We start from the raw sequence: 18,820 nt of genomic DNA on the forward strand, positions 1-18,820 counted from the left end.
CGAATACCGTGGAAGGACGCGCAACCGCTGTTGCGAATCTCCAATCCCGACTCCCCGGCCTTTCAGCAGCCGAATGGCTGATCATCCCGGCCCTCCAGCCATCACGCCGCGACGATCTTTTCGTTTGCTAAACTTTCTGTAACCGTTTTCAACATCAACGTTCCCCCATGAAATCTTCTTTGCGTCTTGCGGCGCTGGCCGCTGCTGTGTCCGTTTTTCTCACCGCCTGTGGCGGCAAACCCTCGGCCACGCCGACCGACACCGATGCCAGCCATGCTCCCGCAGACGCCGCCGCCGCCGCCGACGAAGCGGACCAGGCGCTGACCCGCAAGCTCAACGCCTACATCGAATGCTTCAACAAGGTCGATGGGCGCATCCACGAAGGCGCGCAACAGTACGTGCGCTGGATGGCCGACCCCAAGGCCGGCCCCACGGGCAAGGAAACCAGCGTGTACGGGCCCGCCCCGATCGACGAGTACGCCATGAAGCAGTGCGACGCGCCGATGACCGAGGCGATCGCGGCCAAGCCGGCGTTGCCGGCGCTGGATGCGGCGGCCAAGCGCTATCTGGCCGCGTTGAAGACGCTGCAGCCGCTGGCCAACCAGGCCCGCGACTACTACGACCGCGAGGACTACCAGGACGATCAGTTCGCCAAGGGCAAGCAACTGCATGCCCCGCTGATGGCCGCGCTGTCCGAATTCCACGAGGCCAGCGACGCCTTCAGCCATGAACTGGAGGCGCAGAACGACGCCGCGCAGCGCGAGCAGTTGAAGGCGATGGAGAAGGCCGAGGGCCGTACCCGCGACTTCTATCGGTTGTCGATGATGCTCGAGGCCAAGGACATCGTCGGGCTGATGCAGGACGACGACTTCGACACCGCCAAGGCCACCGCGCTGGTGGCCGGCTTCAACCGCCTGTCCGACGAGGCGCACGCCAAGGTCGCCAACCAGGAGCCGGGCAAGTCCGACTGGAGCGGTTTCGAAACCGCCGCCGAGAACTTCCGCAAGGAATCCAAGGCGCGGATCAAGCGGGTGGCGGAAAAGATTTCTTACAGCGCATTCGAGCAGCGCGCGCTGGACAACCCGATCGTCGCGCCGGAAGGCTCGCCGGCACGCTTGATGAAGAGCTACAACGACCTCGTGTTCCAGAGCAACCGGCAGCGCTGAGCGTCCTGGCTGGCGGCGCAATGCCGCCAGTCCCGCCGCCGCGGTCGCCGTGGCCGCCCTGCGTGCCATGGCGTCTTGCCGGCGCTTCGGCCGGCGACTGCGTACCGTCGACAGGCATCGCGTCGACTGCCTGCATCCGCCGATCACCGCGCTCGCGCGCCTGGCACGCCTCCAGACATTCCTAACATCCGCCGGCGCACACTGCTGACGCCGGGCGCTGCGCCGCGGATAATGCGTGCGCCAGCCGCCATCCCGCCAGCCTGCCTCCCCGGACGTCCGATGACGGCGCCGATGGATTCCTTTTTGCAGATGCGGAGATTGCGCGATGAGTGACACATTCAGGGTCGAACACGACAGCATGGGCGAACTGCAGGTGCCTGCAGAGGCCTTGTGGGGAGCGCAGACCCAGCGTGCGGTGCAGAACTTCCCGGTGTCCGGGCGCCCGATGCCGCGCGGCTTCATCCGTGCGCTGGGCCTGATCAAGGCCGCCGCGGCCGGGGTCAACGCCGACCTGGACCTGCTGCCGAAGGCGGTCGCCAAGGCGATCCATGCCGCGGCGCTGGAGGTGGCCGACGGCCGCCACGACGCGCACTTTCCGATTGACATCTACCAGACCGGGTCGGGCACCTCGTCGAACATGAACGCCAACGAGGTCATCGCCACGCTGGCCAACCGCAGCGCCAAGGGCGAGGGCAAGAACGGCAGCAAGGCGCTGCCGACGGTGCACCCCAACGACCACGTCAACCTCGGCCAGAGTTCCAACGACGTGGTGCCGACCGCGATCCGCGTCGCTGCGTTGCTCGCTGCGCGCGAGCACCTGCTGCCCTCGCTCAAGCACCTGCGCAAGACTATCGACAAGCGCGCCAAGCAACTGCAGGGCGTAGTCAAGACCGGGCGTACCCACCTGATGGACGCGATGCCGCTGACCTTCGGCCAGGAATTCGGCGCCTGGTCGGCGCAACTGGTGTCGGCGCAGGCGCGCATCGACGACAGCCTCAAGCGCTTGCGCCGGCTGCCGCTGGGCGGCACCGCCATCGGCACCGGCATCAACGCCGATCCGCGCTTCGGCGGCAAGGTCGCCAAGGCGCTGTCGGCGCTGACCGACGTTACCTTCGAGAGCGCCGAGAACAAGTTCGAGGGCCTGGCCGCGCAGGACGATGCGGTGGAACTGTCCGGCCAGCTCAACGCGCTGGCGGTGGCGCTGATCAAGATCGCCAACGACCTGCGCTGGATGAACGCCGGGCCGCTGGCCGGCCTCGGCGAGATCGAATTGCCGGCGTTGCAGCCGGGCAGCTCGATCATGCCGGGCAAGGTCAATCCGGTGATTCCCGAGGCCACGGTGATGGCCTGTGCGCAGGTCATCGGCCACCACACCGCGATCACCGTGGCCGGGCAGACCGGCAACTTCCAGTTGAACGTGACCCTGCCGTTGATCGCTGCCAACCTGCTGGAGTCGATCCAGTTGCTGGGCAACGTGTCGGTGCTACTGGCCGATTCGGCGATCGCCGGGCTCAAGGTGCGCGAGGAGCGGGTGCGTGAGGCGCTGGACCGCAACCCGATCCTGGTCACCGCGTTGAACCCGATCATCGGCTACGAAAAGGCCGCGGCGATCGCCAAGCGCGCCTACAAGGAGAACCGGCCGGTGCTGGAGGTGGCCAAGGAAGACAGCGGCCTCGGCGAGGACGAACTGCGCCGGTTGCTGGATCCGGCCGCGCTGACCGAAGGCGGCATTCATGCCGGTGCGGGGGGCGGTGGCTGAGCCGCGACGGAGCGCATGCTGGCGGTTGAACCTGGCAGCCGTCGGGACTGACGTCCCTCCCACATCGCGCCCAGACACCGTATCGCAAGCCCCTGTGTAGGAGCGGCTTCAGCCGCGATGGGCTTTACCGGGAAGGCCCATCGCGGCTGAAGCCGCTCCTACAGGAAGGCCTCCATCGTTACTGGAGGCGCTCTTGTGCCGGCACTTGCGCGCGCGAGCACGCCTCAGCGACGTTCGGCCTGCAGGTTGCCGAAGCTGTCGCGGTACGGCTGCAGCGAGGGAATGTCGCGCAACACCGCCGCCTGCGCTTCGGTGATCTCCGGGGTCGGCGCGAAGCCGACCGAACGCATGTTCGGGTCCGGCGCCGCGGTCTCCAGGGTGCGCTGGCGCTGCATCTGCAGTTGCATGAACAACTGCTGCAGTTCGGTGCGCTGCGCGGGCGGCAGCGGCAGTTCGATGTCGTCGATGCGCAGGCTGCCATCGGGGCCGATGGTGGCGTTGGCGGCCGGGGCGCGGCGCAGCATCACGTTCATGCTGTCCACCGCCACCCGCGGCTTGCTGCGCTCGGCGCGCGAGGAGGCGGTCTCGCCGCCGCGTCCGCCGCAGGCGGCGAGCAGCAGGCACAGCGACAGCAGCGAGAACCAGGCGAACAGCGTCTTCTTCATGGCGGCGATGGAGCGGGGGGGAGTGCCGCCCATTCTAGAGCGTGTGGCTGTGGTGCGGCGTGCGGCCGCATGTCGCAGGGACCAGTCCACCGATCGCCCGAAGCCATGCAAGGCCGGCCCGGCACGCGCGCGCGCACCCGGTCGGCGTGGCGGCCTTACGCCGCCGAATGCTTGCAGTCGCGCACGTCGCTGTCTTCCAGCGTGGAATACGGACGGAACGCCGGCACCTTTTCCATCAGTGCATCCTGCGCGGCGCGCAGCGCGGCGACCTGGTCGCAGATCTTCAGCGCGGCCTGCTTGATCTTGTCGGCCTGCGCCTCGACCCGCTCGCCGATATGGTCGGTGTCGCCGCTGAGCACACCGCTGATTGCATCGCCGGCCGCTTTGACGCCCAGCGCCGCACCGGCCTTGCCGACCTCCACGCCTTGCTTGCCCACCGCTTCGATCTGGCTGCGGTAGGCCAGCAGCAGGCGCTGCTGCTCGGCGTCCAGGGCGACCGGCTTGCCGTCGATCAACAGCTTGCCGTCGCGGGTGATGGTGGCCGGCGGCTGGCCATTGGCCTTCAGGGTGAGGTCGCCGTTGACGAAGGTCAGGCTTTGCGCGCCGCCGTGGTCGACCACGACGCGGTCGTTCGACGAGGCCGAGCGCTGGCAGCCGCTGAGCGAGAACAGCACGGCCAGGGCGACACCGGCCAGGGACAGTGAACGGAATTGCATGGGCGTATCCTCGTGCGGAAGGGAGAGAGTGGCCTGTTGGATCAGCGCGGTTTGGGCAGGTTGATGCTGCCGCGCACGCCGTGGTGGGTGACGTCGCCGCTGCCGACCTTCTGCACGCTCAGGTTGCCGCCGACGGTGCCGACATCCAGGTCGCCGGAACCCACGGTCTGCACCGCGACGCTGCCGCTGACATCGCGCAGTTGCACGTCGCCGGAGCCGACGCTGTCGACCTGCACGCTGCCGCGCACCCCGTGCACGGTCAGGTCGCCGGAGCCGACCGTGCCGACCTTGACGTCGCCGCCGACCTGGTCGGCCTTGACGTCGCCCGAGCCCAGCGTCGGCAGGGCCACGCTGCCGACATTGCGCAGTTCGATGTCGCCGGAGCCGACCGTGGCGCTGACCGCACCGCGGATGTTCTGCGCATGCAAGTCGCCGGAGCCGATCTTGGCGTCGAGCGAGGCCACGCCGCTGATCTCGGCATCGCCCGAGCCCAGTTGCAGCTGCACCGGCAGGTTGGCCGGGATGCTGCCGGCGACGTTGAGATAGGCGTAGCGGTTGCCGACGCTGATGCCATGGATCTTGCCCTCGTGCTTCAGCGTCACCACCAGGGTGTCGCCGTCGTGACGCTGGCGCAGGGTCAGCTCCTTGAGCATGTCCGCGTCGGAGGCGCAGGCGCGGCCGCGCAGGGTGGAGTCGCCGCCGCTGGCGCCGGTGAGCTTGAGGTCGTTCTGCTGCACGTCCAGCAGCACCGACTTGACGCCGGCCAGGTCCAGCTTCAGTTCGCGCGGTTCGGAATACTTGCAGTCGTCGGCCATGGCCACGGCCGGCAGCGACAGCAGGGCACACAGGGCGAGGGTCTTGTGCATCGGGAAACTCCTTGCGGAAAAGGGAAGGGAGACGGCGTTGCGATCAGGCTTCGTCGCGCCAGCGGCGCACGTAGATCGCGGCGACGATGAAGGCCACGCCGACCGCGGCGCCGATCCACAGGTCGGGATCGCGGAACAGCACCCAGGTGTCGCCGAGATGGATCGCGTTGACCAGGTCCTGCGGACCGCTGATGTGGGTTTCGGCCACCTGTTCGTTCAGCACCGGACCCCAGCTGCCCGGCAGCACGCTGAGCAGGCCGCGATAGACCACGGTGTACCAGATCAGGTTGTGGTTGACGTTGAGCATCGGCAGGATGCCCATCATGCTGGCGGTCACGCAGCCCAGGATCGGGATCAGCACCGCCCACAGGAACGGCTTGCTGCGCGCCCAGGCCGAGCACAGCATCAGCCAGCCGATCGCCGGCAACGACCACAGCACCTGCACCGGCAGTGCGGCCAGGACCATGCCGATGATGCGCAGCGGGTGCGATTCGGTGAACACCGCGGTGCTCTGCGGGATGCCGTTGACCGACAGGGTCAGCGCGGTGACCACCCACAGCGCCAGGCCGATCAGCAGGCCGACGCCGATCGCCAGCAGCGGCGCCAGCAACAGCGCCCAGGCGGCCTTGGACAGCACGGTGCTGGTGTCCGACAGCGGCAGCGACTTCCAGAACAGCACGCTGCGGTCGCGACGGTCGTCGTACAGCGCGCCCAGCGCATAGAAGAACACCACGAAGCCGACCACGATGCAGGCCAGGACCACGCCGGCGAGCATGGTGCCGTCGCCGACCGCGCCGATGATCTGGTGGGCGTTCGCGGCCTGGCCATCCCACTGCACGTCGTTCAGGCGCGAGCTGCCGCCATGGTTGCGGCCGGCGATGCTGCCGATGATCGACAGCACCGTGTACAGCGTGGCGACGATGCCGCCGGTGATGACCGGCGCCCACAGGAAGCCGCCGCGGTGTTCCCAGAATTCGCGCTTGAGCAGCCACTTGAAGGTGGACACGGGAGAGATTGTCTTGGCGGGAGCGTTCATGCGTAGGTGCCCTTCATGATGGCGACGAACAGGTCGGCCAGGCCGGGAGTGCGGGTTTCGCCGAGTGCGGCCAGCTGCGCCTGCGGCACGCCGTCGTACAGGAACACCGACTTGCCGAACGGCAGGCCGCGTTCGTCGATCGGCTGCAATGCGCGCGCGGCCTCGATGCGCTCGGCCGGCACCAGCAGTTCGGTGTAGCGGGTGGCCATGTGCTCCATGTCGGCGCTGAGCACGATGCGGCCGTCGCGGATGAACAGCACGTCGGTGAGGATGTGCTCGATCTCCTCCACCTGGTGGGTGGTGATGACGATGGTCTTCTGCTCGTCGAAATAGTCTTCCAGCAGGCGCTGGTAGAACTCCTTGCGGTACAGGATGTCCAGGCCCAGGGTCGGCTCGTCCAGCACCAGCAGGCGCGCGTCGATCGCCATCACCAGGGCCAGGTGCAACTGCACGATCATGCCCTTGGACATCTCGCGCACCCGCAGCTTGGGCGAGAGCTTGGTGTTGGCCAGGAAGCGCTCGCACTTGGCGCGATCGAAACGCGGATGCACGCCGGCGACGAAGTCGATCGCCTCGCTCACCCGCATCCAGCGCGGCAGCACCGCCACGTCGGCAATGAAGCACACCTCGTTCATCAGCGCGTCGCGCTGCTTGCGCGGGTCCATGCCCAGCACGCGCAGTTCGCCTTCCACGGCGGTCAGGCCCAGCACCGCCTTCAATGCGGTGGTCTTGCCGGCGCCGTTGGGGCCGATCAGGCCGACGATGCGGCCGGGCGCGATGGTGAAGGAGGCATCGGCCAGGGCCGGCTTGTGGTTGTAGGTCTTGCGCAACCCCTGCGCGTAGACGACGGATTCGGATGCGGCGACAGCGGCAGTCATGGCGTTTTCCCCGGTGGCAACAAGTCTTCCAATGTCAGGCCCAGGCGCTGGATGCGTTCCAGCACCAGGGGCCACTCTTCGTTGAGGAAGCGGTCGCGCTCGCTGCCGCGCAGCTTCTGCGCCGCTTCCTCGGTCATGAACATGCCCAGCCCGCGGCGCTTCTCGACCAGGGCCTCGTCGGCCAGTTCCTGGTAGGCGCGCGAGACGGTGATCGGGTTGAGCTGGTATTCGGCGGCCACCTGGCGCACCGAGGGCAGGGCGTCGCCGGGCTTGAGGATGCCGTCGAGCATCATCGCGATGACCCGGTCCTTCAGCTGGCGGTAGATCGGAGCGCCGTCGCTCCATTGGATATCGCTCATGGTCAGCTCCGTGGGCGCAGGGTGCGCGCGAAGGAGAAATAAGGCACGGACAGCGAGGCCCGCAGACGCCGCACCGCCGGGACGGTAGAAGGTGCGGCGCCGGCGGCGCTGTCGTCGTGCGGCGTGCTGGCGCCATAATCCAGCGGCCGTCCCTGGTGGCGTTGGGCGCCGATCCAGCTCGCGCAGAGCAGGGTGCCGACGATGACCAGGGCCGGAAGACTGCGCTGGAGGCGTTTGAGGTTCATCGTGGGACCTGCTCTGGGTGAGTGGTGTTGTATTTAACTATAACACCGTTACACGGCATGTCAACACGCTGCAGACCCAACTTCCGACCTGGTTGCCCGCGACTTCTCCTTTTCTCTGACGGTGCCTCATGAAAATTTCCAAGCGTCTGTTTTTCCTCGCGATCCTGGCCGCTGCCGGCACCGTCGGCAGTGCCTGGGCGGGCTCCTTGCTGGACCGGGACTACCGTCCGCTGGCCGGCAAGGACAAGGTGAACCTGAACAAGACCTACGGCGGCAAAGTGCTGCTGGTGGTCAACACCGCCAGCAAGTGCGGCTACACCCCGCAGTACGACGGCCTGGAGAAGCTGCAGCAGCAGTACGCGGCGCAGGGCTTCAGCGTGCTCGGCTTCCCGTCCAACGACTTCAAGGGCCAGGAGCCCGGATCGGAGAAGCAGATCCAGGAATTCTGCACGCTCACCTATGGGGTGAAGTTCCCGATGTTCGAGAAGGTGCATGTGATCGGCGACGACGCGACGCCGCTGTACAAGCAACTGACCCAGGCCACCGGCGTGGCGCCGGGCTGGAATTTCCACAAGTATCTGATCGCGCGCGACGGGCATGTGGTCGCGCAATTTCCGAGCAAGGTCACGCCCGACGATCCGGCCTTGCGCAGTGCCATCGAACGCGAACTGAAAGCGCAGCCGGCGTCGCACTGAAAGCGGGTCAACATCTCGGCCGCGCGTGCGACAATGCCGGCCTCCGCGCCACCCCGGCGCATCCAGTACACAGTTCACTTCCAGGGAAAGTAGCGAATGAAGATGGGAATGCGCGGCGCCGTGGCGTCGCTGGTGGTGGGGATGGCGATGGTCGCCGGTCATGCGTCCGCGCAGGCGCCGGCGGCCGGCAGCACGGCGACGACGCTGAGCACGGAAAAGCAGAAGGTCAGCTACGCGATCGGCATGGATGTGGCGCGCTCGTTCGAGCCCATCGCCCAGGACATCGACGTGGACGCGATGCAGCGCGCGATCGAGAACGCATTCAAGCAGGGCAAGCCGCTGCTGTCCGATGAGCAGACCCAGGCCACCGATACCGCGCTGCGCACGCAGCTGGCCGCGCGCAACGGCCAGCCGGTGCCGGGCATGGCGCCGGGCACGCAGCCGCCGCCGGTGTCCAAGGAGAACGTGGGCCTGATGCTGGGCGACCGTGCGGTCGGTCCGTCGCTGGCGCGGATCCAGAACGACATCGATCTGCCGACGCTGATGGGCGCGGTGCGCACGGTGTTCGCCAAGGGCCAGACCGCGATGACCCAGGAGCAGGCGATGGCCACGCTGCAGGCCTTCGGTGCGTCCAAGCAGGCCGCGGTGGCGACCAAGAACAAGCAGGAAGGCAATGCCTTCCTGGCGCAGAACAAGAACCAGAAGGGCGTGATCACCACCCCGTCCGGCCTGCAGTACATGGTGCTGCGCGAAGGCAGCGGCCCGCGGCCCACGCCCACCAGCAAGGTGCGCGTGAACTACGAAGGCAAGCTGCTCGACGGCACCGTCTTCGACAGCTCGTACAAGAACGGCCAGCCGGCCGAGTTCGCGCTCAACCAGGTCGTGCCGGGCTGGAGCGAGGGCGTGGCGCTGATGCCGGTGGGATCCAAGTACCGCTTCTGGATTCCGTCCAACCTGGGCTACGGCCCGCAGGGAACGCCGGGCGGCCCGATCGGCCCGGATGCGATGTTGACCTTCGACGTGGAACTTTTGAACATCCTTCAATAACCGAAAGGAGATTACATGCGCGTAGCGATATTCGGCACCGGCTATGTCGGGCTCGTCACCGGAACCTGTCTGGCCGAAGTCGGCCACCACGTGGTGTGCGTAGACATCGACCAGGCCAAAGTGGATGGGCTCAACAAGGGCGTGGTCCCGATTTACGAGCCTGGCCTCTCGCCGATGGTCAAGGCCAACCACGCCGCACGGAGGCTGTTCTTCACCACCGATGCGGCCAGCGCCATCGCGCATGGGGATATCGTGTTCATCGCCGTCGGTACGCCGCCGGACGAGGACGGTAGCGCAGATCTGCAGTACGTCCTGGCAGTGGCCCGCACCATCGGCCAGCACATCCAGGGGCCGACCATCGTGGTCAACAAGTCGACGGTGCCGGTGGGTACAGCCGACAAGGTGCGCGCGGCGATCGCCGCCGAGCTGGAAGCGCGCGGCGAGGCGATCGAGTTCGACGTGGTGTCCAATCCGGAGTTCCTGAAGGAAGGCGATGCGGTCGCCGACTGCATGCGGCCGGACCGCATCGTCATCGGCAGCAGCAAGCCCGGCTCGGCCGCGCGCCTGCGCCGCCTGTATGCGCCGTTCAATCGCAACCACGACCGCATCGTGGAGATGGACGTGCGCTCGGCCGAACTGACCAAGTACGCGGCCAACGCGATGCTGGCGACCAAGATCAGTTTCATGAACGAGATCGCTAACATCGCCGAGCGCGTCGGCGCCGACGTGGAGAAAGTGCGCCAGGGCATCGGCTCGGATCCGCGCATCGGCTGGCACTTCATCTACCCGGGCGCCGGCTACGGCGGCTCGTGTTTCCCCAAGGACGTGCAGGCCCTGGCGCGCACCGCGCAGCAGTACGGTCACGCGCCCAGGCTGCTGGATGCGGTGGAGGCGGTCAACGAGGCGCAGAAGGGCCATCTGTACGAACTGATCCAGCGCCACTACGGCGCGGCGCAGTCGCTGAAGGGCAAGACCTTCGCGGTGTGGGGCCTGGCGTTCAAGCCCAACACCGACGACATGCGTGCCGCCTCCAGCCGTCGCCTGCTGGCGCAACTGTGGGAGGCGGGCGCAACCGTCCGCGCCTACGATCCGGAGGCGACCGACGAGGCCAAGCGCATCTTCGGCGAGCGCGACGATCTGCACTTCTGCGAGGATGCCTTCGACGCGCTGGAAGGCGCCGATGCGCTGGCAGTGGTCACCGAGTGGAAGCAGTTCCGCAGCCCGGACTTCACCCGCATGAAGGAGCTGATCGGCGATGCGGTGGTGTTCGATGGCCGCAATCTCTACGATCCGCAGGAAATCGAGAGCTTCGGCCTGGCGTACTACGGCATCGGCCGCGGACGTTCGATCCATGCAGCATGATTTTTCCACCCAGGATCGGTTGCTGGAGAACCGCCTGATCGAGCTGGAAACGCGCCTCTCCTTTCAGGAGCAGGCGCTGGCGGAAATGAGCGATGCCTTGGCCGAAGCGCGGATCGAAAGCCAGCGCAACGCCGAGTTGCTGCGTCACCTGCTCGAGGATCTGGGCAAGGTGCGCAGCACGCTCTACGCCGATCCGGCCGACGAACCGCCGCCGCCGCATTACTGATCCCCCGAACCGACCGATGCCGTCCCGATGAGCGATACCCTCCGCGAGCAATTGCTGGGCCTGGGCTTCAAGCCTGCGCCGAAACCCGAACGCAAGGCCCCGCCTGCCGCGCCGCGGCCGCAGGGACGGCCGGGCCAGCGCCCGGCACCGGCCGGGGCGCGCGGCGAGCGCGCGCCCGGCGGCGCACCCAATGCCGGCAAGCCCGGCGGCGGGCGCGGCCGTCCGCACGGCCAGGGTCACGGCAAGCCGCAGGGTGCGGGCGGCCAAGCGGCGCGGCCACCGCGCAGCCGCGAGGACATCGACCTGGCCAAGGCCTATGCGATCCGCGCCCAGCGCGAGAAGGACGAGCGCATCGAGGCCGAGCGGCAGAAACAGGAAGAAGCGCGCCTGCGCCGAGAGGCGCGGGCCAAGCTCGACGAACTGCTCAAGGGCCAGGCGCTGAACCACGCCGAGGCCGACATCGCCCGCCATTTCCCCTATGGCGGCAAGATCAAGCGCATCTACGTCACCGCCGACCAGCTCAAGGCGCTCAACGCCGGCGAACTGGGCGTGCTGCAGCAGAACGGCCGCTATTTGCTGGTGACCGCGGCGCTGCTCGACCAGGCCGAAGCGATCTTCCCGGCGGCGGTCGCGCTGCGGGTCGACCCGAACGCGCCGGCCGAGGAAGACCCCTACGCCGACCCGAAGTACCAGATCCCCGACGATCTGGTCTGGTAAGCGTGGCGCTGCCAGGGACGGGCACGCAGGACACCGGGCGTCTGCGCACGTCGCCGCACACGGGCGGCGGCTACCTGCCGTACGTGGACGGGCTGCGCGCGATCGCGGTGCTGGCGGTTATCGCCTACCACCTCGATCCGGCGTGGCTGCCGGGCGGGTTCGCCGGCGTGGACATGTTCTTCGTGATCTCCGGCTTCGTGGTCAGCGCCTCGCTGCAGCGCCTGCCGGCGGCCGGACAGTTGGGCGTGTTCGCGCAGTTCTACGCGCGGCGCATGCGCCGCATCGCGCCGGCACTGGTGGCGTGCCTGCTGGTCACGGCCTTGGCCAGCGGCCTGTTCATTCCCGAGTCCTGGCTCAGCGAGACTAGCGCCAAGACCGGGCGCATGGCCTTCGTCGGCCTCAGCAACTGGGTGCTGGCCGCGACCGGCAACGACTACTTCTCGCCCAAGGCCGAATTCAATCCGTACACCCACACCTGGTCGCTGGGCGTGGAGGAGCAGTTCTATCTGCTGTTCCCGCTGCTGTTCCTGGCCTGGAACCGCGGCGGCCGCGGCCGGCTGTGGTCGACGCTGCTGGTGGCGCTGGCCTCGGCCGCCTCGCTGGCGTTCGCCTGGTTGCGCAGTCGCGACGCGGGCGATGCCGCGGCGGCGTTCTACCTGACCACCGCACGCTTCTGGCAACTCGGCAGCGGCGTGCTGTTGTACCAGGTGCTGGCATTGCGCGGACGCTTCGACGCCGGTACGCAGGCGCCGCCGCCGGGCGCCTGGACCTGGCGCTCGCCGCTGCTGGCGGTGGCGCTGGGCGCGGTCGCGGTCGGCCTGTGGTGTGCGCGTCCCGGCCACTCGCCGTGGCCGGATGGGCTGTGGCCGGTACTGGGCACGCTCGGCCTGCTGGCGTTGCTGCACGGTGCCCCCGCCGGCTGGACCCGCCGCGCACTGGCCCATCGCGCGCCGGTGGCGGTCGGCCGCGTGTCGTATTCGCTGTACCTGTGGCACTGGCCGGTGTTCGTGCTGCTGCGTTGGACCGTCGGCCTGGAATCGGTCTCGACCAAGGCCGTGGCGCTGCTGCTGGTAACCCTGCTGGCGCTGGCCTCGTATCGCTGGGTGGAGTTGCCGTGGCGGCATGGCCGGATCGGCCGCGCACGCACGCCGACGCGGACCATCGTCGCCGGATTGGGGCTGGTGTTGCTCGCCGCCGGCATGCAGGCGCTGCTGCAGGACACCCAGCGTTACTACGGCTTGAGCACGGTCAGCCGGCATCCGCTGGACTGGTATGCGTATGCCAAGGGCCTGCGCCGGGAGTTCCCGCAGTGCACGCTGCAGACGCGCCAGGTGCCGGTGCAGGTGGGCAGCGCCAAGCTGTTCGAGCGCGGTGCCTGTACGCTGCACAAACGCGATGCCGGCCAGTTGTTCGTCGCCGGCGACTCGCATGCGCTGGCCTACAACGAACTGCTGCGACGCTTCGCGCTGCAGAGCGGGGTGCCGGTGCGCCTGTACGGCGTCGGCGGTTGCCCGATCGTCGGCCTGCAGGCCTGGCAGGCCGGCAATCCCGGTTGCCAGGCCTACGAACGCAGCACCCTGGCCGACGTCGCCGCGCACGCGCGCAGCGGCGACGTGCTGTTCCTGCCCGCGCTGCGGGTGCTGCGGCTGGCCGACCAGGATCGCCTGTTCGACGAGACGGCGGTGATGGCCGAGCAGGAAGGCGCCGCCGCGCAGGCCGCGCGCAGCGCGGGCGAAACGGCCGCGGTGGCGCTGTTGCAGCCGCTGGCGCAGCGCGGCGTGCGCATCGTCTTCGAGGCGCCCAAGCCGGTGCTGCGCGCGCCGCCGTACCGCTGTTCGGACTGGTTCAATCGCGGCAATCCGATCTGCGCGCACGGCATCCCGATCCCGCGCGCGACCATGGAGCGCTACCGCGCGCCGGTGCTGCAGAGCCTGCAGCGCATCGCCGCGCAACTGCCGCATGCCTCGGTGTGGGATCCGCTGCCGCTGCTGTGCGACGCGCAGCAGTGCAGCGGCCGCCGCGACGGGCGTCCGCTGTTCTTCGACGCCGACCACCTCAGCGGCTACGGCAACCGCGTGCTGCTGCCGGGCTTCACGTCCCATTTCGCTGCGATTCAGGCAAACTCGCCGCCGGTGCCCTGAGACGCAGCCCTGCGCCTCCCGCGTCGCAAGGAGTTCGCGCATGCCCGTTCCACGTTTCGTCGCGCTGCGGCTATCGCCGGTCGTCCCGCCATCCGTTGCCTGTCGCCGGGCGCGGTTGCGCCGCCGCGGCGATGCGCTGCTGCGCGGGGCGCTGCTGCTGGCCGCGCATGCCGGTGCCGCCGGTGTCGCCTGCGCCGAGGACGCGCCCGCGTTCGACCGGCCCGGCATCGGCTTCGCCTCGACCACCCTGCAGCGCGGCCAGGTGGCCTGGGAGCAGGCGTTCTTCGACGGCAGCTACGACCGCGACGGCGACGTGCGCAGCACCGAGTACGTCGCCAACAGCCGCCTGCGGTTCGGCCTGAGCGCGAGCACCGAATTGCAGCTGGCGATCGACAGCCAGGTCTGGCAACGCGTGCGCGGCGGCGGGCAGGATCGGCGCGGGCACAGCGGCGGCGACGCCAGCGTCGGCATCAAGCAGGCGCTGCCGAGCGCCAGCGACGGCTTCAGCTGGGCGCTGCTCGGCAGCGCCAGCCTGCCGGTCGGGCGCGCGCCGTACGGCGACGCCGGCCACCGCTACGACTTGGGCGTGAGCGCCGGCTGGGACCTGCCCGAAGGCCGCAGCCTGGCGCTGTACGGCAATGTCAGCGACAGCGAGGACGGCTCCGGCTGGAGCGTGTCGCCGAGCTATACCTTCTACGCCGGGGACACCCTGAGCGCCTACGTCGAGGCCGGCATCGGCGGCGGCGAGGACGACATGCGCGCGCTCGGCAGCGGCGTCACCTGGCTGTTCGCCAAGCGCGTGCAACTGGATGTGTCGGTGCTGCGCGGCCTGTCGTCGCAGACCCCGGACTGGCAGGGCGGCCTCGGCATTTCGGTGTTGCTGCGCTGAGCCCGAAGCCTCTTTCTCGTCGGGAGAGGGGGGGGAGGGTGTGGTGAGGGTTGGCGCGAAGCGTCTGGTGCTGTTGGGTTGACGTGGCTGCGCCCGTACCCTCATCCGCCCCTTCGGGGCACCTTCTCCCGAGGGAAGAAGGGAGCAGCGGTAGTAAGTGTGCCCCTCTCCCGTCGGGAGAGGGGTTGGGGTGAGGGTCGGCGCGAAGCGTCTCGTGGAGCTGGAGTACGCGAGATTCTTGCCCCTACTGGCGCATGCTTACTCGCGCGCGGCCGTGCCATCGCCGGGTGGCAGGATCTCCGGGACGTGCTGGTCGTACTGCACCAGCACCTCCTCGAAACCGTAGCGCGGTCGCCAATCCAGCGCCTGCATCGCGTGCTGTGCCGAGTAGACGCGGTCGATCCGCGCCGGGAGCGTCCAGCCGCGTTGCTTGAATGCGGCCACCAACTCGGGTGCGCGACGTCGCAGGACCGCCGGCGCCGTGCGGTGCAGTTCGGCGCAATCCTCGCGCTGGAACGGCGTGGCGCCGGAAATGACGAACGTCGCGCTCGCCGGCCCGGCATGTCGCAATGCCGCGGCATGGGCCTCGGCGACGTCGCGCGCGTCGATGCCGCGATGCAGGCGGAACGCGGCCATCACGTTGACCGGCTCCGGGAAGCAGCGCGACATGCGCAGGATGCGCACGCTCGGACCGCCCTGGTCGGCGGCCTCGCGCAGCAGCGCCTCGGCCTCCAGCTTGGTGTGGTGGTAGATGGTCTGCGGCTGCGGCGCCAGCGTCTCGTCGACCCAGGCCGCGGTGCCCTCGGGCGTGGCGGCGCTGCCGTACAGCGCGGTGGTACTGGTGAACACGATGCGGCGCACGCCCGCCGCCGCGGCGGCATCCAGCACGCGGCGCGTGCCGTCGACGTTGACCTGGCGGAACCGCGCCGCCGGTACGTGCGCGACGTGCGGCGCATGCAGCGCGGCGGTGTGGATCACCGCGTCGGCGCCCTGCAGCGCCCGCGCCAGCAGCGCGGCATCGTCGAGGTCGCCAACCCAGTCGGCGGTGGAGCAGGGCGTGCGGTCGACGCCGCTGACGCGGTGTTCGCGGGAGAGCCGGATGTGGATCGCGCGGCCGACCCGGCCGGCACTGCCGGTGACCACGATCTTCAGCGGGGACGCGATGGACATGGGCATCGGCGATGGGCGCGAAAGCGGTTGAGGAATGCCGAGGCAGGCGCTGGTGCGCGCAGCGGCGGCGGGTCCCGGCTCACTCCGGATCGTAATCCAGGTTCGACGCCAGCCAGCGTTCGGCCTGTTGCAGCGAGACGCCCTTGCGCCGGGCGTAGTCGGCGAGCTGGTCCTTGCCCAGCCGGCCGACCACGAAGTACTGGCTCTGCGGGTGGCTGAAGTAGTAACCGGACACCGCCGCGGTCGGCAGCATCGCGAAGCTCTCGGTCAGCGACATGTCGGCGTTGCGCCCGGCGTCGAGCAGCGCGAACAAGGTCTGCTTCTCGCTGTGGTCGGGGCAGGCCGGGTAGCCGGGTGCGGGCCGGATGCCGCGGTAGCGCTCGGCGATCAGCGCCTCGTTGTCCAGCGCTTCGTCGTCGACATAGCCCCAGAACTCGGTGCGCACGCGCTGGTGCAGGCGTTCGGCCAGCGCCTCGGCCAGGCGGTCGGCCAGGGCCTTGAGCAGGATCGCGTTGTAATCGTCGTGCGCGGCCTCGAAGCGCGCCACGTGCGGCTCGATGCCGATGCCGGCGGTGACTGCGAAGGCACCGATCCAGTCCTGCTTGCCGCTGTCGCGCGGGGCGATGAAATCGGCCAGGCAGAAGTCCGGGCGCTCGGCGGGCTTGTCGACCTGTTGCCGCAAAAAATGCAGGGAATGGGGAATGGAGAATCGGGAATGGTCGAGCGGCGCAGTCCCGCCTGACGATTCCCCATTCCCGTCTCCCGATTGCCGGTCCGTCAGGACCACAACATCGTCGCCCACCGACTGCGCCGGCCATAGCCCGAACACGGCCTTGGCGGTCAGCCATTTCTCGGCGACGATCCGTTGCAGCATCGCCTGCGCGTCCTGGTACAGCTCGCTGGCCTGCTGGCCGACGATCTCGTCGGTGAGGATCGCCGGGAACTTGCCGGCCAGTTCCCAGGCCTGGAAGAACGGGGTCCAGTCGATCAGCGGGACCAGGTCGTCCAGCGGGTAGTCGTCGAACACGTGCAGGCCGGGCTGGCGCGGCGCGGGTGGGGTGTAGGCGTCCCAGCCGCCGTCGAAGCGCTGGCCGCGCGCGTGCGCGAGCGACACCAGGCGCTTGGCGTCGCCGCGGTTCTTGTGGCGCTGGCGGATCTCGGCGTAGTCGGCGTCGTTGGCGGCCACGAAGGCCGCGCGCAGGTCGCGCGAGATCAGCGATTGCGCCACGCCGACCGCGCGCGAGGCGTCCTTCACCCAGACCGTCGGCGCCGCATAGTGCGGGTCGATCTTCAGCGCGGTGTGCGCGCGCGAGGTGGTGGCGCCGCCGATCAGCAGCGGCATCGAGAAGCCTTGCCGCTGCATCTCGCGGGCGACGTGGGTCATCTCTTCCAGCGATGGGGTGATCAGCCCGGACAGGCCGATGATGTCGGCGTTCTCGGCGCGGGCGCGGTCGAGGATGGTCTGGGTGGGCACCATCACCCCGAGGTCGATCACGTCGAAGTTGTTGCAGGCCAGGACCACGCCGACGATGTTCTTGCCGATGTCGTGCACGTCGCCCTTGACCGTGGCCATGATGATCTTGCCGTTGGACTTGCCGGTGTCGCCGCTGCGCAGCTTCTCTGCCTCGATGTAGGGCAGCAGGTAGGCGACCGCCTTCTTCATCACCCGTGCCGACTTCACCACCTGCGGCAGGAACATCTTGCCGGCGCCGAACAGGTCGCCGACCACGTTCATGCCGTCCATCAGCGGGCCTTCGATCACGTCCAGCGGCCGCGCGGCCTGCTGCCGCGCCTCTTCGGTATCGACCTCGACGAACTCGTCGATGCCATGCACCAGCGCATGGCTCAACCGCTCGCGCACCGTCTTCTCGCGCCACGCCAGCTTTTCCCGATTCCCGATTCCCGCATCCCGATTCCCCGCCTTTTTGTAACGTTCGGCAATCTCCAGCAAACGCTCGGTGGCGTCGCGGCGGCGGTTGAGGATCACGTCCTCGACGCGCTCGCGCAGTTCCGCATCCAGTTCGTCGTAGATCGGCATGCCGCCGGCGTTGACGATGCCCATGTCCATGCCCGCGGCGATGGCGTGATACAGGAACACCGAATGGATCGCCTGGCGCACGGTCTCGTTGCCGCGGAACGAGAACGACACGTTGGAGACGCCGCCGGAGACATGGCAATGCGGCAGGGTGCGCTTGATCTCGCGGGTCGCTTCGATGAAGTCGACCGCGTAGTTGTCGTGCTCCTCGATGCCGGTGGCCACGGCGAAGATGTTCGGATCGAAGATGATGTCTTCCGGCGGGAACCCGACCTGCTCGGTGAGGATGCGGTAGGCGCGGGTGCAGATCTCCACCTTGCGCGCGCAGGTGTCGGCCTGGCCGACCTCGTCGAAGGCCATCACCACCGCCGCGGCGCCGTAGCGCAGCACCTTGCGCGCGTGTTCGACGAACTGCGCCTCGCCTTCCTTGAGCGAGATCGAGTTGACCACGCTCTTGCCCTGCAGGCACTTCAGCCCGGCCTCGATCACGCTCCACTTGGAGGAGTCGACCATGATCGGGATGCGCGCGATGTCCGGCTCGGACATGATCAGGTTGAGAAAGCGCACCATCGCCTTCTCCGAGTCGATCAGGCCCTCGTCCATGTTGACGTCGAGGATCTGCGCGCCGTTGGCGACCTGCTGGCGCGCCACCTCCACCGCCTCCTCGTAGCGCTCTTCCTTGATCAGCTTGCGGAACTGCGCGCTGCCGGTGACGTTGGTGCGCTCGCCGACGTTGACGAACAGCAGGTCCGGGGTCAGCAGCAGCGGCTCCAGGCCGGACAGGCGGGTGTGGCGGGCGGAGGACATGATCAGCGTTCCGGAAGCAGGGAGGTGCAGGCGCGCACGCG

Annotated in this window: 18 protein-coding genes; 9 read left to right on the forward strand and 9 right to left on the reverse strand. The window is 68.5% G+C overall.

The annotated features are described in order from the left end of the window. Positions 1-167 precede the first annotated feature (167 nt). The gene (locus AC1PK7_RS09535; protein ID WP_481100627.1) at positions 168-1,166 is read left to right on the forward strand and encodes a YiiG family protein; all 999 of its coding nucleotides are present in this window, start codon (positions 168-170) and stop codon (positions 1,164-1,166) included. Positions 1,167-1,491: 325 nt separating this feature from the next. Continuing rightward, complete coding sequence (locus AC1PK7_RS09540; RefSeq protein ID WP_481100628.1) at positions 1,492-2,925, forward strand: class II fumarate hydratase; 1,434 nt, start codon at positions 1,492-1,494, stop codon at positions 2,923-2,925. Positions 2,926-3,149: 224 nt separating this feature from the next. Here the strand turns inward: AC1PK7_RS09540 and AC1PK7_RS09545 are convergent, their stop codons facing one another. The 7 genes from AC1PK7_RS09545 to AC1PK7_RS09575 form a co-directional block, all read right to left on the reverse strand. Beyond that, entirely contained in the window at positions 3,150-3,590 is a 441-nt protein-coding gene (locus AC1PK7_RS09545) for a hypothetical protein (RefSeq protein WP_481100629.1), read from the reverse strand. Between the two features lie 155 nt (positions 3,591-3,745). Then, the gene (locus AC1PK7_RS09550) at positions 3,746-4,306 is read right to left on the reverse strand and encodes a DUF2884 family protein (protein ID WP_481100630.1); all 561 of its coding nucleotides are present in this window, start codon (positions 4,304-4,306) and stop codon (positions 3,746-3,748) included. 41 nt (positions 4,307-4,347) lie between these two features. Continuing rightward, a complete protein-coding gene (locus AC1PK7_RS09555) occupies positions 4,348-5,172 on the reverse strand; it encodes a DUF4097 family beta strand repeat-containing protein (protein WP_010344233.1) in 825 nt (274 codons plus the stop codon). 43 nt (positions 5,173-5,215) lie between these two features. Beyond that, positions 5,216-6,208 carry an ABC transporter permease gene (locus AC1PK7_RS09560; protein WP_481100631.1) on the reverse strand — a complete coding sequence of 331 codons (993 nt, stop codon included), beginning with the start codon at positions 6,206-6,208 and terminating at the stop codon, positions 5,216-5,218. Further along, on the reverse strand, positions 6,205-7,086 hold the full coding sequence (locus AC1PK7_RS09565) for an ABC transporter ATP-binding protein (protein WP_209031284.1): 882 nt from the start codon (positions 7,084-7,086) through the stop codon (positions 6,205-6,207). Before AC1PK7_RS09565 ends, AC1PK7_RS09560 begins: the two co-directional genes overlap by 4 nt. Continuing rightward, positions 7,083-7,445, reverse strand: a complete 363-nt coding sequence (locus AC1PK7_RS09570) for a GntR family transcriptional regulator (RefSeq protein ID WP_010344230.1) — start codon at positions 7,443-7,445, stop codon at positions 7,083-7,085. Before AC1PK7_RS09570 ends, AC1PK7_RS09565 begins: the two co-directional genes overlap by 4 nt. Positions 7,446-7,447: 2 nt before the next feature. Further along, positions 7,448-7,690: a hypothetical protein gene (locus AC1PK7_RS09575; protein ID WP_010344229.1), complete on the reverse strand. Its 243-nt coding sequence runs from the start codon at positions 7,688-7,690 to the stop codon at positions 7,448-7,450. 128 nt (positions 7,691-7,818) lie between these two features. Between AC1PK7_RS09575 and AC1PK7_RS09580 the strand changes: the two genes are divergently transcribed. The 7 genes from AC1PK7_RS09580 to AC1PK7_RS09610 all read left to right on the forward strand — a co-directional run bounded on the left by AC1PK7_RS09580 (position 7,819) and on the right by AC1PK7_RS09610 (position 14,767). Beyond that, positions 7,819-8,385: a glutathione peroxidase gene (locus AC1PK7_RS09580; RefSeq protein WP_209031287.1), complete on the forward strand. Its 567-nt coding sequence runs from the start codon at positions 7,819-7,821 to the stop codon at positions 8,383-8,385. A gap of 96 nt (positions 8,386-8,481) precedes the next feature. Further along, positions 8,482-9,432 carry an FKBP-type peptidyl-prolyl cis-trans isomerase N-terminal domain-containing protein gene (locus AC1PK7_RS09585; protein WP_371181779.1) on the forward strand — a complete coding sequence of 317 codons (951 nt, stop codon included), beginning with the start codon at positions 8,482-8,484 and terminating at the stop codon, positions 9,430-9,432. Positions 9,433-9,447: 15 nt separating this feature from the next. After that, entirely contained in the window at positions 9,448-10,794 is a 1,347-nt protein-coding gene (locus tag AC1PK7_RS09590) for a UDP-glucose dehydrogenase family protein (protein WP_481100632.1), read from the forward strand. After that, positions 10,784-11,020: a SlyX family protein gene (locus AC1PK7_RS09595; protein WP_010344225.1), complete on the forward strand. Its 237-nt coding sequence runs from the start codon at positions 10,784-10,786 to the stop codon at positions 11,018-11,020. Before AC1PK7_RS09590 ends, AC1PK7_RS09595 begins: the two co-directional genes overlap by 11 nt. 27 nt (positions 11,021-11,047) lie before the next feature. Next, positions 11,048-11,737, forward strand: coding sequence for a DUF2058 domain-containing protein (locus AC1PK7_RS09600; protein ID WP_481100633.1), 690 nt, complete (start codon positions 11,048-11,050; stop codon positions 11,735-11,737). A 2-nt stretch (positions 11,738-11,739) separates the two neighbouring features. After that, positions 11,740-13,878 carry an acyltransferase family protein gene (locus AC1PK7_RS09605; RefSeq protein WP_481100634.1) on the forward strand — a complete coding sequence of 713 codons (2,139 nt, stop codon included), beginning with the start codon at positions 11,740-11,742 and terminating at the stop codon, positions 13,876-13,878. Between the two features lie 115 nt (positions 13,879-13,993). Further along, on the forward strand, positions 13,994-14,767 hold the full coding sequence (locus AC1PK7_RS09610) for a transporter (RefSeq protein ID WP_481100872.1): 774 nt from the start codon (positions 13,994-13,996) through the stop codon (positions 14,765-14,767). Positions 14,768-15,025: 258 nt separating this feature from the next. Here AC1PK7_RS09610 and AC1PK7_RS09615 read toward each other — a convergent pair whose 3' ends face one another. Together AC1PK7_RS09615 and metH are read right to left on the reverse strand one after the other, a co-directional pair. Continuing rightward, complete coding sequence (locus AC1PK7_RS09615) at positions 15,026-15,937, reverse strand: NAD-dependent epimerase/dehydratase family protein (protein WP_481100635.1); 912 nt, start codon at positions 15,935-15,937, stop codon at positions 15,026-15,028. Between the two features lie 79 nt (positions 15,938-16,016). Beyond that, positions 16,017-18,779, reverse strand: a complete 2,763-nt coding sequence (metH, locus tag AC1PK7_RS09620; RefSeq protein ID WP_481100636.1) for a methionine synthase — start codon at positions 18,777-18,779, stop codon at positions 16,017-16,019. Between the last annotated feature and the right edge of the window lie 41 nt (positions 18,780-18,820).

The organism is Xanthomonas sp. NCPPB 3174 (genome assembly GCF_056725205.1).

Coding starts and splice junctions, on each gene's coding strand:
- AC1PK7_RS09600 (WP_481100633.1), top strand. CDS start 11,048: ATGAGCGATACCCTCCGCGAGCAATTGCTGGGCCTGGGCTTCAAGCCT.
- AC1PK7_RS09560 (WP_481100631.1), bottom strand. CDS start 6,208: ATGAACGCTCCCGCCAAGACAATCTCTCCCGTGTCCACCTTCAAGTGG.
- AC1PK7_RS09540 (WP_481100628.1), top strand. CDS start 1,492: ATGAGTGACACATTCAGGGTCGAACACGACAGCATGGGCGAACTGCAG.
- AC1PK7_RS09555 (WP_010344233.1), bottom strand. CDS start 5,172: ATGCACAAGACCCTCGCCCTGTGTGCCCTGCTGTCGCTGCCGGCCGTG.
- AC1PK7_RS09580 (WP_209031287.1), top strand. CDS start 7,819: ATGAAAATTTCCAAGCGTCTGTTTTTCCTCGCGATCCTGGCCGCTGCC.
- metH (WP_481100636.1), bottom strand. CDS start 18,779: ATGTCCTCCGCCCGCCACACCCGCCTGTCCGGCCTGGAGCCGCTGCTG.
- AC1PK7_RS09550 (WP_481100630.1), bottom strand. CDS start 4,306: ATGCAATTCCGTTCACTGTCCCTGGCCGGTGTCGCCCTGGCCGTGCTG.
- AC1PK7_RS09615 (WP_481100635.1), bottom strand. CDS start 15,937: ATGTCCATCGCGTCCCCGCTGAAGATCGTGGTCACCGGCAGTGCCGGC.
- AC1PK7_RS09590 (WP_481100632.1), top strand. CDS start 9,448: ATGCGCGTAGCGATATTCGGCACCGGCTATGTCGGGCTCGTCACCGGA.
- AC1PK7_RS09565 (WP_209031284.1), bottom strand. CDS start 7,086: ATGACTGCCGCTGTCGCCGCATCCGAATCCGTCGTCTACGCGCAGGGG.
- AC1PK7_RS09545 (WP_481100629.1), bottom strand. CDS start 3,590: ATGAAGAAGACGCTGTTCGCCTGGTTCTCGCTGCTGTCGCTGTGCCTG.
- AC1PK7_RS09595 (WP_010344225.1), top strand. CDS start 10,784: ATGCAGCATGATTTTTCCACCCAGGATCGGTTGCTGGAGAACCGCCTG.
- AC1PK7_RS09535 (WP_481100627.1), top strand. CDS start 168: ATGAAATCTTCTTTGCGTCTTGCGGCGCTGGCCGCTGCTGTGTCCGTT.
- AC1PK7_RS09575 (WP_010344229.1), bottom strand. CDS start 7,690: ATGAACCTCAAACGCCTCCAGCGCAGTCTTCCGGCCCTGGTCATCGTC.
- AC1PK7_RS09570 (WP_010344230.1), bottom strand. CDS start 7,445: ATGAGCGATATCCAATGGAGCGACGGCGCTCCGATCTACCGCCAGCTG.
- AC1PK7_RS09585 (WP_371181779.1), top strand. CDS start 8,482: ATGAAGATGGGAATGCGCGGCGCCGTGGCGTCGCTGGTGGTGGGGATG.